Source organism: Streptomyces sp. NPDC107500 (assembly GCF_055582785.1).
This window is the reverse complement of record NZ_JBVJPF010000001.1, coordinates 198,669-212,275: the sequence shown is the minus strand read 5'-3', so window position 1 is coordinate 212,275 and position 13,607 is coordinate 198,669. Positions and strand designations below refer to the sequence as shown.

The 13,607-nt window shown below is 71.0% G+C and carries 12 protein-coding genes; 2 read left to right on the top strand and 10 right to left on the bottom strand.

Translation table 11 applies throughout. From position 1 onward, the window contains the following. Positions 1–179: 179 nt before the first annotated feature. Together ACZ67M_RS00930 and glxA are read left to right on the top strand one after the other, a co-directional pair. Positions 180–2,171 (top strand): glycosyltransferase family 2 protein, encoded by a 1,992-nt coding sequence (locus tag ACZ67M_RS00930; RefSeq protein ID WP_469849047.1) that lies wholly within the window; start codon positions 180–182, stop codon positions 2,169–2,171. Beyond that, a complete protein-coding gene (gene glxA, locus ACZ67M_RS00925; protein ID WP_469849045.1) occupies positions 2,168–4,105 on the top strand; it encodes a radical copper oxidase GlxA in 1,938 nt (645 codons plus the stop codon). The genes ACZ67M_RS00930 and glxA overlap by 4 nt, the downstream gene beginning before the upstream one ends. A 100-nt stretch (positions 4,106–4,205) precedes the next feature. Here the strand turns inward: glxA and ACZ67M_RS00920 are convergent, their stop codons facing one another. From ACZ67M_RS00920 to ACZ67M_RS00875, 10 genes are all read right to left on the bottom strand, one after another. After that, positions 4,206–5,231: a glycoside hydrolase family 6 protein gene (locus tag ACZ67M_RS00920; RefSeq protein WP_361354083.1), complete on the bottom strand. Its 1,026-nt coding sequence runs from the start codon at positions 5,229–5,231 to the stop codon at positions 4,206–4,208. A gap of 98 nt (positions 5,232–5,329) precedes the next feature. Beyond that, entirely contained in the window at positions 5,330–6,004 is a 675-nt protein-coding gene (locus ACZ67M_RS00915) for a class F sortase (protein ID WP_469849042.1), read from the bottom strand. A gap of 2 nt (positions 6,005–6,006) precedes the next feature. Beyond that, positions 6,007–6,555, bottom strand: coding sequence for a hypothetical protein (locus ACZ67M_RS00910; RefSeq protein WP_469849040.1), 549 nt, complete (start codon positions 6,553–6,555; stop codon positions 6,007–6,009). A 117-nt stretch (positions 6,556–6,672) separates the two neighbouring features. Beyond that, entirely contained in the window at positions 6,673–7,452 is a 780-nt protein-coding gene (locus tag ACZ67M_RS00905; protein WP_122619906.1) for an HAD-IIA family hydrolase, read from the bottom strand. A 77-nt stretch (positions 7,453–7,529) separates the two neighbouring features. Further along, positions 7,530–9,011 carry an alkaline phosphatase family protein gene (locus ACZ67M_RS00900; protein ID WP_469849718.1) on the bottom strand — a complete coding sequence of 494 codons (1,482 nt, stop codon included), beginning with the start codon at positions 9,009–9,011 and terminating at the stop codon, positions 7,530–7,532. Positions 9,012–9,060: 49 nt separating this feature from the next. Next, on the bottom strand, positions 9,061–10,113 hold the full coding sequence (locus tag ACZ67M_RS00895) for a 2-aminoethylphosphonate ABC transporter substrate-binding protein (protein WP_469849039.1): 1,053 nt from the start codon (positions 10,111–10,113) through the stop codon (positions 9,061–9,063). 50 nt (positions 10,114–10,163) lie between these two features. Beyond that, entirely contained in the window at positions 10,164–10,961 is a 798-nt protein-coding gene (locus ACZ67M_RS00890) for an ABC transporter permease (RefSeq protein ID WP_469849037.1), read from the bottom strand. Beyond that, positions 10,948–11,853: a 2-aminoethylphosphonate ABC transporter permease subunit gene (locus ACZ67M_RS00885; protein ID WP_469849036.1), complete on the bottom strand. Its 906-nt coding sequence runs from the start codon at positions 11,851–11,853 to the stop codon at positions 10,948–10,950. The genes ACZ67M_RS00890 and ACZ67M_RS00885 overlap by 14 nt, the downstream gene beginning before the upstream one ends. Continuing rightward, positions 11,846–12,907 (bottom strand): ABC transporter ATP-binding protein, encoded by a 1,062-nt coding sequence (locus tag ACZ67M_RS00880; protein WP_469849035.1) that lies wholly within the window; start codon positions 12,905–12,907, stop codon positions 11,846–11,848. The genes ACZ67M_RS00885 and ACZ67M_RS00880 overlap by 8 nt, the downstream gene beginning before the upstream one ends. Further along, a complete protein-coding gene (locus tag ACZ67M_RS00875; RefSeq protein WP_361354063.1) occupies positions 12,907–13,602 on the bottom strand; it encodes an HAD family hydrolase in 696 nt (231 codons plus the stop codon). The genes ACZ67M_RS00880 and ACZ67M_RS00875 overlap by 1 nt, the downstream gene beginning before the upstream one ends. Positions 13,603–13,607 lie beyond the last annotated feature (5 nt).

Sequence of the window (13,607 nt, the reverse complement as noted above, 5' to 3'; positions counted from 1 at the left end):
CTTGCGATCATGACGATCACCGTAGAAACCTGGTCCGGTTCGGGGGGCCGGACGCCGAGGGGCGTCATGCAACCGGGGGCTCTCGTTCCATGTCTATATAAGGTGTGTGTCGGCCGAGGGGGGCCGTTGCAGGCAAGGACCAACGAAACACGCATGACCCGCGTGTGGGGGGACAACACATGACGTCGACGCCGACGGGCGACGGGCAGGGCCACGACCCGTCACAGACCACCCAGCTCAGGGTGCCCGGGCATCGGACCTGGAACACCGGTTCATTCCGCCGGATACGCAAGACCCTGCCGAAGTACGACTACGAGCACTACAGCCGCCTCGCGGGCCCCCTCACCCAGCCCGACCCGCACCAGCCGTACAAGGTCCAGTACCGCTCGCTGATATCCCAGGAGCCGCACCGCGTCCGGGTCGCGCTGATGCTGGCCGCCGCCCCGCTGCTGTCGGTGGTGCTGCTGGTCTGGCTGCTCCAGCCCACGCACTGGACCGAGCGCGACTACCCCGCCTTCGACTGGCTGCCCACGCTCGACATCGTGATGCTCGTGGCGATCGGCCTGATCGAACTCTTCCGCTGCCTGAACGTCCTGTCGAACGCGCACGCCACCCTGGTCGCCCGCGACCCGGTCCCGGTGGTGCCCGAGACCGGCACCCGGGTCGCCTTCCTCACCTCCTTCGTGCCCGGCAAGGAGCCGCTGGAGATGGTGACGAAGACCCTGGAGGCGGCCGTGCGGATCCGCCACCGCGGTCTGATGCACGTCTGGCTCCTCGACGAGGGCGACGACCCGGAGGTGAAGGAGGTCTGCGCGCGCCTGGGCGTGCACCACTTCTCCCGCAAGGGCGTCTCCAAGTGGAACCGGAAGAAGGGCCCGCACCGCGCCAAGACCAAGCACGGCAACTACAACGCCTGGCTGGACGCGCACGGCAGCGACTACGACTTCTTCGCCTCGGTCGACACCGACCACGTGCCGCTGCCCAACTACCTGGAGCGGATGCTCGGCTTCTTCCGCGACCCGGACGTCGGCTTCGTCATCGGCCCGCAGGTCTACGGCAACTACGACAACCCGATCACCAAGGCCGCCGAGTCGCAGCAGTTCCTCTTCCACGCGCTGATCCAGCGCGCGGGCAACCGGTACGGCTCCCCCATGTTCGTGGGCACCTCGAACGCGGTGCGCATCAGCGCGCTCAAGCAGATCGGCGGGCTGTACGACTCGATCACCGAGGACATGGCGACCGGCTTCGAGATCCACCGCCACAAGAACCCGGCCACGGGCCGCAAGTGGCGCTCGGTCTACACCCCGGACGTGCTCGCGGTGGGCGAGGGCCCGAACGCCTGGACGGACTTCTTCACCCAGCAGATGCGCTGGTCGCGGGGGACGTACGAGACGATCCTCAAGCAGTACTGGAAGGGCTGGTACTCGCTGCCGCCGAGCAAGCTCTTCAACTACACGATGATGATCATCTTCTACCCGATGTCGGCCCTGAACTGGATCCTGGCGGCGCTGAGCTGCTGCCTGTTCCTGGGCCTGGGCGCCTCGGGCGTCAACATCGACCCCGCGGTCTGGCTGATGCTCTACGGCAACGCCTCCGCGCTCCAGATCGGCCTCTACGTCTGGAACCGCCGCCACAACGTCTCGCCGCACGAGCCGGAGGGCTCCGGCGGTGTGGCCGGCATGATCATGTCCGCGCTGTCGGCGCCGCTGTACGCCAAGGCGCTCATCGACTCCGTGCTGCGCCGCAAGAGCAAGTTCGTGGTGACCCCGAAGGGCGACTCGGCCAGCCCGGACACCCTGTTCGGGACCTTCCGGTACCACTGGTACTTCATCGTGATCTTCGCCGGCTCGATCACCGCGGGCTTCGCCCTCGGGCACTCCCACCCCGCCATGATCATCTGGGCGACGTTCGCGCTGCTGATCACCGCGTCGCCGATGTTCGCCTGGCGCCACGAACTGCGGAAGGCGAAGAAGCGGCCGCCGGCCGTCGCCGCCGAGCCGTCGCCGGGGATCCCGCCGCAGCACATGGCGCCCGAGCAGGCGTACGCGCCGTACGCACCGCACGCACCGCACGCGCCGCAGCAGAAGCCCAGCTGGGCAGCCCCCGCCGACGGGGGCGACGACCAGACCATGCAGATCGCCCTTGGTGGACTTGGGGGACGTAAGGAATGAAAGACCGTGCCGGCCGCCGCCGCGCCCGTCGCTTCGCGATAGGTACGGCGGTGGTAGTAGCGCTGGCCGGAATGAACGGACCGTGGCTCTACCGCTTCGGAACCGAGAAATACCACCAGTACAAGATCAATCAGCCGGAGTACAAGGCCGCCAACGGCAAGTGGGAGATCGTCGAGTTCCCCGAGAAGTACCGGCAGAACACCATCCACGCGGCGCTGCTGCGCACCGGCAAGGTGCTGCTCGTCGCCGGGTCGGGCAACAACCAGGACAACTTCGACGACAAGAAGTTCGACACCCGGATCTGGGACCCCGTCAAGGGCACCATCAAGAAGGTGCCGACGCCCGCCGACCTGTTCTGCACCGGCCACACCCAGCTCGCCAACGGCAACCTGCTGATCGCGGGCGGCACCAAGCGGTACGAGAAGCTCAAGGGCGACGTCACCAAGGCCGGCGGCCTGATGATCGTCCACAACGAGAACCCGGACCAGCCGATCACCCTGCCGGCGGGCACCAAGTTCACCGGCAAGGAGAACGGCAAGACCTTCGTCTCGAAGGACCCGGTCCTGGTGCCCCGCGCCAAGAAGGTCTTCGACCCGCAGACCGGCGCGTTCGTGCGCAACGACCCGGGCCTCGGCCGGATCTACGTCGAGGCGCAGCGCAGCGGCGCCAAGTACGAGACCGGTACGCAGGACAACTACCGCGTCCAGGGCCTGTCCGGCACGGACGCGCGCAACACCTACGGCATCGCGCAGAAGCTCGCCCTCGACAAGAAGGACTTCCAGGGGATCCGGGACGCCTTCGAGTTCGACCCGGTCGCCGAGAAGTACATCAAGGTCGACCCGATGCACGAGGCCCGCTGGTACCCGACGCTCACCACCCTGAGCGACGGCAAGGTCCTCAGCGTCTCCGGCCTCGACGACATCGGCCAGCTGGTCCCGGGCAAGAACGAGGTCTACGACCCGGAGACCAAGGAGTGGACCTACACCGACAAGGTCCGCCAGTTCCCGACGTACCCGGCGCTGTTCCTCATGCAGAACGGCAAGATCTTCTACTCGGGCGCGAACGCCGGCTACGGCCCCGACGACGTGGGCCGCGACCCGGGCATCTGGGACGTGGAGACCAACAAGTTCACCAAGGTGCCCGGTCTCAGCGACGCCAACATGCTGGAGACCGCGAACACGGTGCTGCTGCCGCCGGCGCAGGACGAGAAGTACATGGTGATCGGCGGTGGCGGGGTCGGCGAGTCCAAGCTCTCCAGCGAGAAGACCCGGATCATCGACCTGAAGGCGGACGACCCGCGGTTCGTGGACGGGCCGGCCATGGAGAAGGGCACCCGCTACCCGCAGGCCTCGGTCCTGCCGGACGACAGCGTGCTGGTCTCCGGCGGCTCGGAGGACTACCGGGGCCGCGGTGACTCCAACATCCTCCAGGCCCGGATGTACCACCCGGACACGAACGACTTCGAGCGGGTGGCCGATCCGCTGGTGGGCCGGAACTACCACTCCGGTTCGATCCTGCTGCCCGACGGGCGCCTGATGTTCTTCGGGTCGGACTCGCTCTACGCGGACAAGGCCAACACCAAGCCGGGCGAGTTCGAGCAGCGGATCGAGATCTACACGCCGCCGTATCTCTACCGGGACTCGCGGCCGGATCTGTCCGGCGGTCCGAAGACCATCGCGCGGGGGGAGTCGGGGACGTTCACCTCGCGGGCGGCGTCGACGGTGAAAAAGGTGCGGTTGATCCGGCCGAGCGCCTCAACACATGTCACGGACGTGGATCAGCGGTCCGTCGCGCTGGACTTCACGGCGGACGGGGACAGGCTGACGGTGACGGTGCCGAGCGACAAGAACCTTGTTCAGTCGGGGTGGTACATGATGTTCGTGACCGATGGGGACGGGACGCCTTCGAAGGCGGAGTGGGTGAGGGTGCCGTAGCGCTCCCGCAGGTTGTGACTCGGGGTGCGGGAGCGCTGTGGCTGGTCGCGCTCCCGCGGCGGAGCCGCACATGTCACAGCCCCGCGCCCCTGGAGGCGGGTTATCCCTGGGCGAGTTTCAAGGCGTAGTCGGGGTACCACTCGCCCGCCTTCGGGCCGCCCTTGCATTCGCCGTCCGACTCTCCGGGGCGCTTGACCCACACGTAGGCGTCGACCAGGGGGTCGGACGTCTTGGTCGTGGGGGTTTCGCCGAGGGCGCGGCCCGGGGGGTTGCACCAGCGCTCGTCCGGGTTGCCGCCGGTGTAGGGGCCGTTGCCGTTGCGGCTGGTGTCGATGACGAAGGGCTTGCCGCCGACCTTGGCGGAGAGCTGCTTGCCGTAGGCGATGGAGTCCTCGGTGGTGTAGAAGTTCGACACGTTGACCGAGAAGCCGTCGGCCTTGTCGATGCCGGCCCGCTTCAGCGGGTCGAAGATCTGGTCGGGGTGGCCCCAGCCGGCGTTGCCCGCGTCCAGGTACACCTTGGTGTTCTTCAGGGCGGCGAGCTTGCCGATGGCCTCGTTGAGGAGGGCGTAGCGCTCCTCGTGGAACTGGTCCGGGGTGCAGCCGTCCACCAGGTGGAGCACGGCGTCCGGTTCCAGGACGACCGTGGCGGAGCGGTCGCCGATGCCCTTGGCCACGCCGTCGACGAAGTCGCGGTAGGCGTTGCCGTCGGCGGCGCCGCCGCCCGAGTACTGGCCGCAGTCGCGGTGCGGGATGTTGTAGAGGACGAGCAGTGCGGTACGCCCGGCCTCGTCGGCTGCCTCGGTGAAGCCACGAGCCTGTTCCTCGGGGTTCTCCGGGCTGAGCCACTCGCCGGTCGGCTGCTGGGCGATCTTGCGGATCTGCTCGGCCTGGTCCTTCTTGCCGGCCTCGGCCAGCGACGCCAGCTGCTGCGCGGCGGTGCCGTCGGGGTTGACCCAGAACGGGTCGGCCTCCTTGGGCTGCTGCGTGATCCCGGCGCCCGCGCTGCCGCCCTTGTCCTCTCCGTCTCCGGAGGAGGAGCAGCCCGCGAGCAGCAGTGCCGCGCCGAGCACCGCCGCCGACGTCCGCCTCGTGGACAACGTCGCGGCCCCCCTGCTGCCGTACATCCAACCCCCCTGGGTGCGTTGCGAGGCTCAATCCTGACATACGCCTCCGGCACTCGAGCGGTTCCCGGACCGGGCACCGGTTCCTGTGCTAGGCAGCCCTAGGAGCCGGTTCCGGTGAGGTAGGCGGAGACGATGACGTTGGCCGTGTAGCTGTCGGTGGTGCGGTCGAAGGTGCCGCCGCAGGTGATCAGGCGGAGTTCGGCGCGGCCCGTGGTGCGGGGGCCGTAGGCCTGCTGGGCGTCGAAGCCGGTGCGGGTGAGGACCTGGACGTCCTCGACGGTGAACTCGGCGGTCCCGCCGTCGTCGCGGGCCACCCGGACCGTCTCGCCGGGCTCCAGGGTGCTCAGCTCGTAGAAGACGGCGGGCCGGGTCTCGGTGTCGACGTGGCCCACCACCAGCGCCGTCCCGGCCGCGCCCGGGGTGACGCCGGCCGCGTACCAGCCGACGGAGCCCGCCCGGTCGAACGGCGGTGGTTCGATGGCGCCCTGGGCGTCGAGTCCGCTGGGCAGGACCGGGGCGCTGATGTCGAGGCCGGGGACGTCGAGCCGCTGCGGCCGGGCGTCGTCGAGGGGTGCGTGGGCGGGCGGCAGCGGTACGTCGGGGGGCCGGCCGGCCGCCGCCATGTCGCCGGTGGCGGGCCGGGATATGCCCTCGCGCACGTCGGTGGCCTCGCGGCCCCACAGCCACAGCCCGAGGAGCAGCACGGTCCAGGCGATGCCGGTCACCAGGCGGCCGCCGGGGACGGTGGTGCCTCGCGCGTCCTGTTCGGACATGGTCAGTCCGTCCCGCGGCTCCGGCTGCGGACGCCGCGCAGCGCGACGGCGACGGCGGCGATGCCCGCGAGGACCAGGCCGGTCACGGTGTGCGCGGTGCCGGGGGGCTCGGGGCGGGCCTCGTCACCGCCGTCGGCGGCCAGCCGGGCACTGCCGCCGCCGCCCGCGTGGACGGGGGCGGCGGGAGAGGCGGGTGCGGCCGGGCGCCGGCGCTCGACGTTGACGGTGCCCTCGCGGGCGTCGCCGCCGCACGTGACCCGCACGGCGTAGACACCGGCTTCCATGCCGGAGCGGACCGTGCCGGTGCCGACGAGGACGCCGTCCCCCGCGGCCACGGTCAGCCGTGCCTCGGAGACGAACGCCGCCGACACGGCGACGGCCGTCCTCTCCGTGCAGTCGGGCACGCGCACCTCGACGTCGCCGCCGGGCGCGGGCGAGGACGGAGACACCGAGACGCCCCCGCCGTCGGTCGCGTACGCGGCGGGCGCGACCGGTGCGAGCGCCGCCGCCAGGGCGGCCCCGGCACAGAGAGTGACCTTCAGTGAGCCCATCGTGTACCTCCAGTTGTCTGGAGACTCCCCCGCGGGGCCCGCCCCCGCATCCTGCGCGGGGGTCGGGCTGCTCCGTTCGGGTCACACCGGGCGATCGCGGGTTTACCGACGGCCGTGTCAGACCCGTTCGACGAGGTCCGCGATGGAGTCGACCACCTTGGAGGGGCGGTACGGGAAGTGCTCGACCTGCTCGGGCCGGGTCAGGCCGGTCAGGACCAGGAAGGTCTGCATGCCCGCCTCCATGCCGGCCAGCACGTCGGTGTCCATGCGGTCGCCGATCATCGCGCTGGTCTCGGAGTGGGCGCCGATCGCGTTGAGCCCGGTGCGCATCATCAGCGGGTTGGGCTTGCCGGCGAAGTAGGGCTGCCTGCCGGTCGCCTTGGTGATCAGCGCGGCGACCGCGCCCGTCGCCGGGAGCGGACCCTCGGTGGAGGGGCCGGTCTCGTCGGGGTTGGTGCAGATGAACCGGGCGCCGGCGTTGATCAGCCGGACCGCCTTGGTCATGGCCTCGAAGGAGTACGTGCGGGTCTCACCGAGGACCACGTAGTCGGGGTCGTGGTCGGTGAGGATGTAGCCGATGTCGTGCAGCGCGGTGGTCAGACCGGCCTCGCCGATGACGTACGCCGACCCTCCGGGCCGCTGGTCGTCCAGGAACTGGGCGGTGGCCAGCGCCGACGTCCAGATCGACTCGATCGGCACCTCCAGGCCCATCCGCCGCAGCCGGGCGTGCAGGTCGCGCGGGGTGTAGATCGAGTTGTTGGTGAGGACCAGGAAGGGCTTGCCGGACTCCCGGAGCCTCTTGATGAAGGCATCGGCCCCGGGAATCGGCACGCCCTCGTGGATGAGGACCCCGTCCATGTCGGTGAGCCACGACTCGATGGGCTTGCGGTCTGCCATTGCGACGAACTCCTGGCGTGCGGTGGGGCATGGGCGGGGGCGCCGGAACCACGGCGTACCGACGCCCCACAGCCTAATCAGGAGCTGGTCAGAGCGACCCCGTCGATCACCCAGAACCAGTTGTTGCCCGCGGTGTAGCGGAACCGGACGCGGGCCGTGCGGGCGCCGGCGGGGACCTGGAGGGCGACGGTCTCGGTGCGGGAGGGGACGTCGGCGGTGTAGGTGCGGACGGTGACGGGGGCGGCGTCGTCGTAGGAGACGAGGACCTCACCCTTCTGCGGCGACTCGTGGCGGTAGTACGTGGTGTAGGTCAGCGTGGCGGCGCGGCCGCCGGTGACCGGGTAGGCAGGGCTGACCAGGGTGGAGTCGAAGGTGCCGGTGACGGGCTTGTCGTACCACTCGTCGCCGTCCGCGACCGCGAAGACGTTCCGGGCGCGGACGTTGGACTCGCGGTGCTGGTCGCGCTGGGCCGCGGTCCAGAACTCGTCGGTGGTGAAGGTCCAGCCGCGCCATTCGGCGACCCCGCCGGTACCCATCGCGGAGTTGTCGACGGACCAGCCGGCGGGCGGGGTGTGGGTGTGACCGAGGACGGCGGCGGGGATGCCGGTCTCGTCGGTGCGGGGCGCGAGCCTGGCGCGCAGGGTGTCGAAGTCGTCGGGCCGGGGCTGCTGGACGGGGCGTCCGTCCAGGCTCCACGCCGGGTCGATCGCGACGCCGAGGTGGGCGAGGGCGGAGGCGGCGACGTCCGGCATCTTCACGTCGTACCGGACGGAGCCGGGGGCGAGGGTGGGGCCGGTGGCGATGAGGAAGGTCTGGCGTTCGGGGAGGGTGGAGCCGCCGTGGCCGCCGGCGTCGGTGTGGCCGTGGTCGGCGGTGACCATGATCAGCCAGTCCTCCGAGGCGTAGGACGCCCGGGACTTCACGGCGGCGACCATCCGGCCGACCTGGGCGTCGGCGGCGTGGATCGCGTCCAGGTACTGGCCGCTCGCGGCGCCGTGGTCGTGGCCGGCGTGGTCGATGTTGTCGAGCTGGACGAAGACCGCGTCGACATCACCGCCGCCGAGCTGGGCCACCGCGCGCGAGGTGGTGCCGGTGTCGTACTCGGCGCTCGGGGTGGAGACGCGGGTGTCGACCTTCGAGGAGAGGACGGTGTCGGTGATCGGGGCCCAGGAGGAGACGGCGTACGTCGTCAGGGACGGCTTCGCGGTCTCGGCGCGGGTGAGGAAGTCGGGGTACTGGGCGAAGCGGTGGCCGGTGAAGGCGTTGTCGCGGACGTTGTGCTTGTCGGGCCAGACGCCGGTGAGGAGGGTGGACCAGCCGGGGCCGGACATGGTCGGTGCGAGGGGCTGAGCGTGGATGCTGCTGGGGGCGGTGAGGCCGGCCGCCATGAGGGCGGCGAGGTGCGGGGCGTCGGCGTCCTTGATGCGGGTGAGCAGGGCGCCGTCCAGGCCGATGACCAGGACCTTGGGTGTCCTGGCGGCGGCACGGGCGGTGGCGGCGAGGGGGCCCGCTGTCGCGGCGAGGGCGGCGGCGGTCAGGAGCAGGGAACGGCGGGACATGCTGTGCGTCACGTGAACCTCCGTGTAGGGCGGGGCGGTGTGGGGTGGCTCAGCTGTCGGTGGCCGACTTCCACGCGTCGACGTACGAGGTGAGGTTCTCCTCGATGTCGGTCCAGTCGGGTTCGAAGATCTCGACGCCGTCCATCAGCTTGGCCAGTTCGATGGCGTTGGTGTCGGTGGCCTTGACGTCCTGGCGGGCCGCGAAGCCGCCGCCGATCTCGCTGACCTGGCGCTGGGCCTTCTGGCCGAGCATGTAGTCGAGGAGCTTCCTGCCGTTCTCGCCGTGCGGGGCGTCGGAGACCAGGCCGGCCGCGTAGGGCAGGGCGAACGTGGTGGGCCTGCCGCCTTCGCGGGCGGGGAACCAGATGCCGAGGTTCGGCATGGACTTGGACTGGGCGAAGTTCATCTGCACGTCGCCGTTGGCGGCCAGCAGCTCACCCTTGTCGACCTTCGGGGCGAGCTTGCCGGTGGAGGCGGACGGGCCGACGTTGTTGGCCTGGAGCTTCTTGAGGTAGTCCATGGCAGGCCGCTCGCCGCCGAAGTCGTGCATGGCCTTGATGAGGACGGCGGTGCCGTCGCCGGCGACGCCGGGGGTGGAGTACTGGAGCTTGTTCTCGTACGTCGGGTCGAGCAGGTCCTCCCAGGTGGCGGGGGGCTGCTTCAGCTCCTTGGTGTTGTGGACGAACCCGAAGTAGTTGTTGACGACGGCGGTCCAGGTGCCGTTCGCCGCCTTGTCGGCGCCGCTGACCTGGTCGACGCCCTCGGGGGCGTACTTCTGGAGCAGGCCCTTGCCGTCGGCCTGCTGGATGAAGGGCGGGAGGGTGACGAGCACGTCGGCCTGCGCGTTGCGCTTCTCGCGGGTGGCGCGCTGGACCATCTCACCCGAGCCGCCCTCCACGTACTCGACCTTGATGCCGGTCTCGTTCTCGAAGTCCTTGAAGACCTGGTCGTACCAGCCGTCGCCGTTCTCGCCCTTGAGGCCGTCGGCGCTGTAGACGGTGACGACGTTCTCGTCGGAGGCGGCGGAGTTGCCGCCGCAGGCGGTCAGGGGGAGGGCGAGGAGACAGACGGCGGCGAGCGGCAGGAGGGGCTTTCCGGGCATGGCGAGGTGCACTCCTTGCGGAAGAAGGGGGACGGGCGAAGGGTGGTCGGCTAGCGGTAGGCGGCCTTGGTGCGGATGCGGGAGACGGCGAGCAGCACCAGCAGGGTGGCCGCCATCAGGACCACGGCGACGGCGGAGCCGGTGAAGAGGGCACCGCGGTCGGTGGCCGCGTAGACGAGGACCGGCAGCGGGGTCCAGTCCGGCGGGTAGAGCATCATCGTGGCGCTCAGCTCGCCCATGGACAGGGCGAAGCAGAGGCCGGCGGCGGCGGTCAGGGACGGCAGCAGCAGCGGCAGCCGCACCCGCAGCAGGACGCGCGCCGGGGAGGCGCCGAGGGAGGCGGCGGCCTGCTCGTACGCGGGGTCGAGGCGGGTGATCGCCGCGGACACGGACTGGTGGGCGAAGGCGGTGACCAGCACGGTGTGGGCGACGATCACGATCCAGCGGGTGCCGTTGAGGAGGAACGGCGGCTGGGAGAAGGCGACCAGGATCGCGAGGCCGACCACGACGGAGGGCACGGCCACCGGCAGGACGAACAGGGCGTTCATGACCTTGCGGTGGCGCTTCTTCAGCGCGGCGGCGGCGAGCGCGGCCCAGGTGCCGGCGGCCAGCGCCAGCAGGCTCGCGACGAGCGCGGTGACCAGGCTGGTGGTGAGGGCCTGGAGGGCCTCGCCGCGGGTCGCCGCCCGGTAGTTGGCGATCGTCGCGCCGGACGGCAGGACGCTGGACCAGTGGGTGGCGAAGGACGCGCCCAAGACGACGAGCAGGGGGAGGGCGAAGAGGGGCAGGAAGAGGACGAGGAAGAGCGCCCACAGGGCCCACCTCGCCTTGCGGCTATGCACCAGCACGGCGGCTCACCACCCGGTAGAGGCCGTACAGGCCCACGGAGATCAGGACGTTGACGACGGCGACCACGCAGGCGCCCGGGTAGTCGGACTCCAGCATGGCCTTGCTGTACACGAGCGTCGGCAGGGTGGTGACGCCCTTGGCGCCGGTGAAGAGCACGATGCCGAACTCGTTGAGGCACAGCACCAGGACGAGGCTGCCGCCGGCCGCGAGCGCGGGCAGTGCCTCGGGCAGGACGATCCGGCGGATGATGCGCGGTGCGCGGGCCCCGAGCGAACTGGCCGCCTCCAGCTGGGCGGTGTCCAGCTGCGAGAACGCGGCGAGCAGCGGGCGCACCACGAACGGCGTGAAGTAGGTGATCTCCGCGAGGAGGACGCCCCAGGGCGTGGTGAGGAACTGGAAGGGGCCCTCGGACGCCCCGGTGGCGTCCGTCCACAGCCCGTTGGCCATGCCGACCGTGCCGTAGATGAACAGCAGGGCCAGCGTGATCAGGAAGGACGGGAAGGAGAGGAAGACGTCGATGAAGCGGGCGACCGCCTTCGCCCCGGGGAACGGCACGAACGCGATGACCAGCGCGAGCACGAACCCGAGCACCAGGCACCCGGCGGTGGCGGCCACCGCCAGCCACACGGTGGTCCACAGCGCCTCCCGGAACGCGTACGAGGCGAACACGTCGGCGTACGGCTCCAGGGAGGTGCCGCCGGTGTCGGGCTGGACGGACTGCTGGACGACGAGGGCGAGCGGATAGAGGAAGAAGAGGGCCAGGAGAGCCACTGGAGGCAGGGCCCAGAAGAGCGCCCCGAAGGGGCGCGGGGCTGTGCTCGTTTTGCGGCTGCCGCCGCCGGGGCGCGGCCGGCCACCCACGGCCCGCGGCTTGCGCACAACCTCAGCCATGGTCCACTCCAGCAGGCAGCAGCACTCCGTCGTCCGGCGCGAAATGCAACGTCACCTCGTCGCCATGAGCAGGCGGATCCCGCAACTCACGCAGGTCAGCCATCACCCGGTGACCACCCACGTCGACGAAGAGCCGGTGCGTCGAGCCCCGCCACTGGATCTCCGCCAGCGTCCCGGTGAGCCGGTTGGGCCCGTCCCCGAGCCCGACGACGTGCGGCCGCACGCACAGGACGGCCGACGCGCCCGGCGCGGCGCTCGACGTGCCGACCTTGACGTCCACGCCGGCGAAGGACACTCCCCCGGCCGTGACGGTCACCGGCAGCAGGTTCGCGCCGCCCACGAAGGACGCCGTGAACTCGTCGGCCGGCGACCGGTACAGCTCCCTCGGCGTCCCGCACGCGCGCAGCCTCGCCCTGTCCATGACCGCGATCCGGTCGGCCAGGGTCAGGGCCTCCACCTGGTCGTGGGTGACGTAGAGGATCGACACGTCGGGCAGCTCGCGGTGCAGGCGGGCCAGTTCGGCGAGCATGCCGGAGCGGAGCTGGGCGTCGAGCGCGGAGAGGGGTTCGTCGAGGAGCAGGACGCCGGGCCGGATGGCGAGCGCGCGGGCGATGGCGACGCGCTGCTGCTGGCCGCCGGACAGCTCGCGGGGGTGGCGGCGGGCGTAGGCGCCCATGCCGGTCATGTCCAGCGCCTCGGCGACCCGTTCCCGGATCTCGGCCCGGGGGACCTTGCGGGCGCGGAGTCCGAAGGCGACGTTGTCCTCCACCCGCATGTGCGGGAAGAGCGCGTACTGCTGGACGACCATGCCGATGCCGCGCCGGTGCGGGGGCAGGCCGGTGACGTCGCGGTCGCCGAGGAACACCCGCCCCGAGGCGGGCCGTACGAACCCGGCGACCGCCCGCAGCGCGGTGGTCTTGCCGGATCCGGACGGCCCGAGCAGCGCCATCACCTCGCCGGGTTCGACGGTGAGGTCGAGGGCGTCGAGGACGACGTTGCCGTCGTAGGCGACGGTGACCGAGTCGAAGCGGATGCCGCTGCTGGTGGCGTTCATCAGCCGTCGGCTCCCCGCAGGAGGGCGGGCAGGCCGGTGACCGAGTCGAGGACGTGCCCGGCGCCCGCCTCGCGGAAGGCGTCGTCGCCGTGGGCCCCGGTGCGCACCCCGGCGACCAGTCCCGCGCCGGCCCGTACGCCGCTGAGCACGTCGTACGAGGTGTCGCCGACGACGGCGACCTGGCGTACGGCGTCGGCGGCCTTCGTGCGCAGGAACGCCTCCAGCACCATGTCCGGGTACGGCCGTCCGCGTCCGCCCGCGTCGGCGGGGCACAGGGTGAGCGGCACCAGGTCGTGCCAGCCCAGCGCGTCGAGGATGGCGTCCTGGGTGACGCGGGCGAAGCCGGTGGTCAGGACGACGGTACGGCCGTCGGCGGTCAGTTCCTCGACGGCCTCGCGGGCGCCGGGGACCGGGGCGATCAGGCCGCCGTCGACCAGTTCGCCGTACGCCTTCTCGAAGGTGGTGTTGGCGTGCTGGGCGCGGTCCTCGTCGCCGAACAGGTGCCGGAAGACGGAGATCTTGGACTCGCCCATGGTGGCGCGGACGTAGTCGAGCTTCTCGGCGTGGTCCGGGGTGCCGGGCTCGACGCCCAGTTCCCGGGCGGCGGCGTCGAAGGCGCGCTCGACCAGGCCGCCGTCGGCGACGGTGGTGCCGGCCATGTCGAGGACGACGAGGCGGATGTCTGTGGTGGTCATGGGTG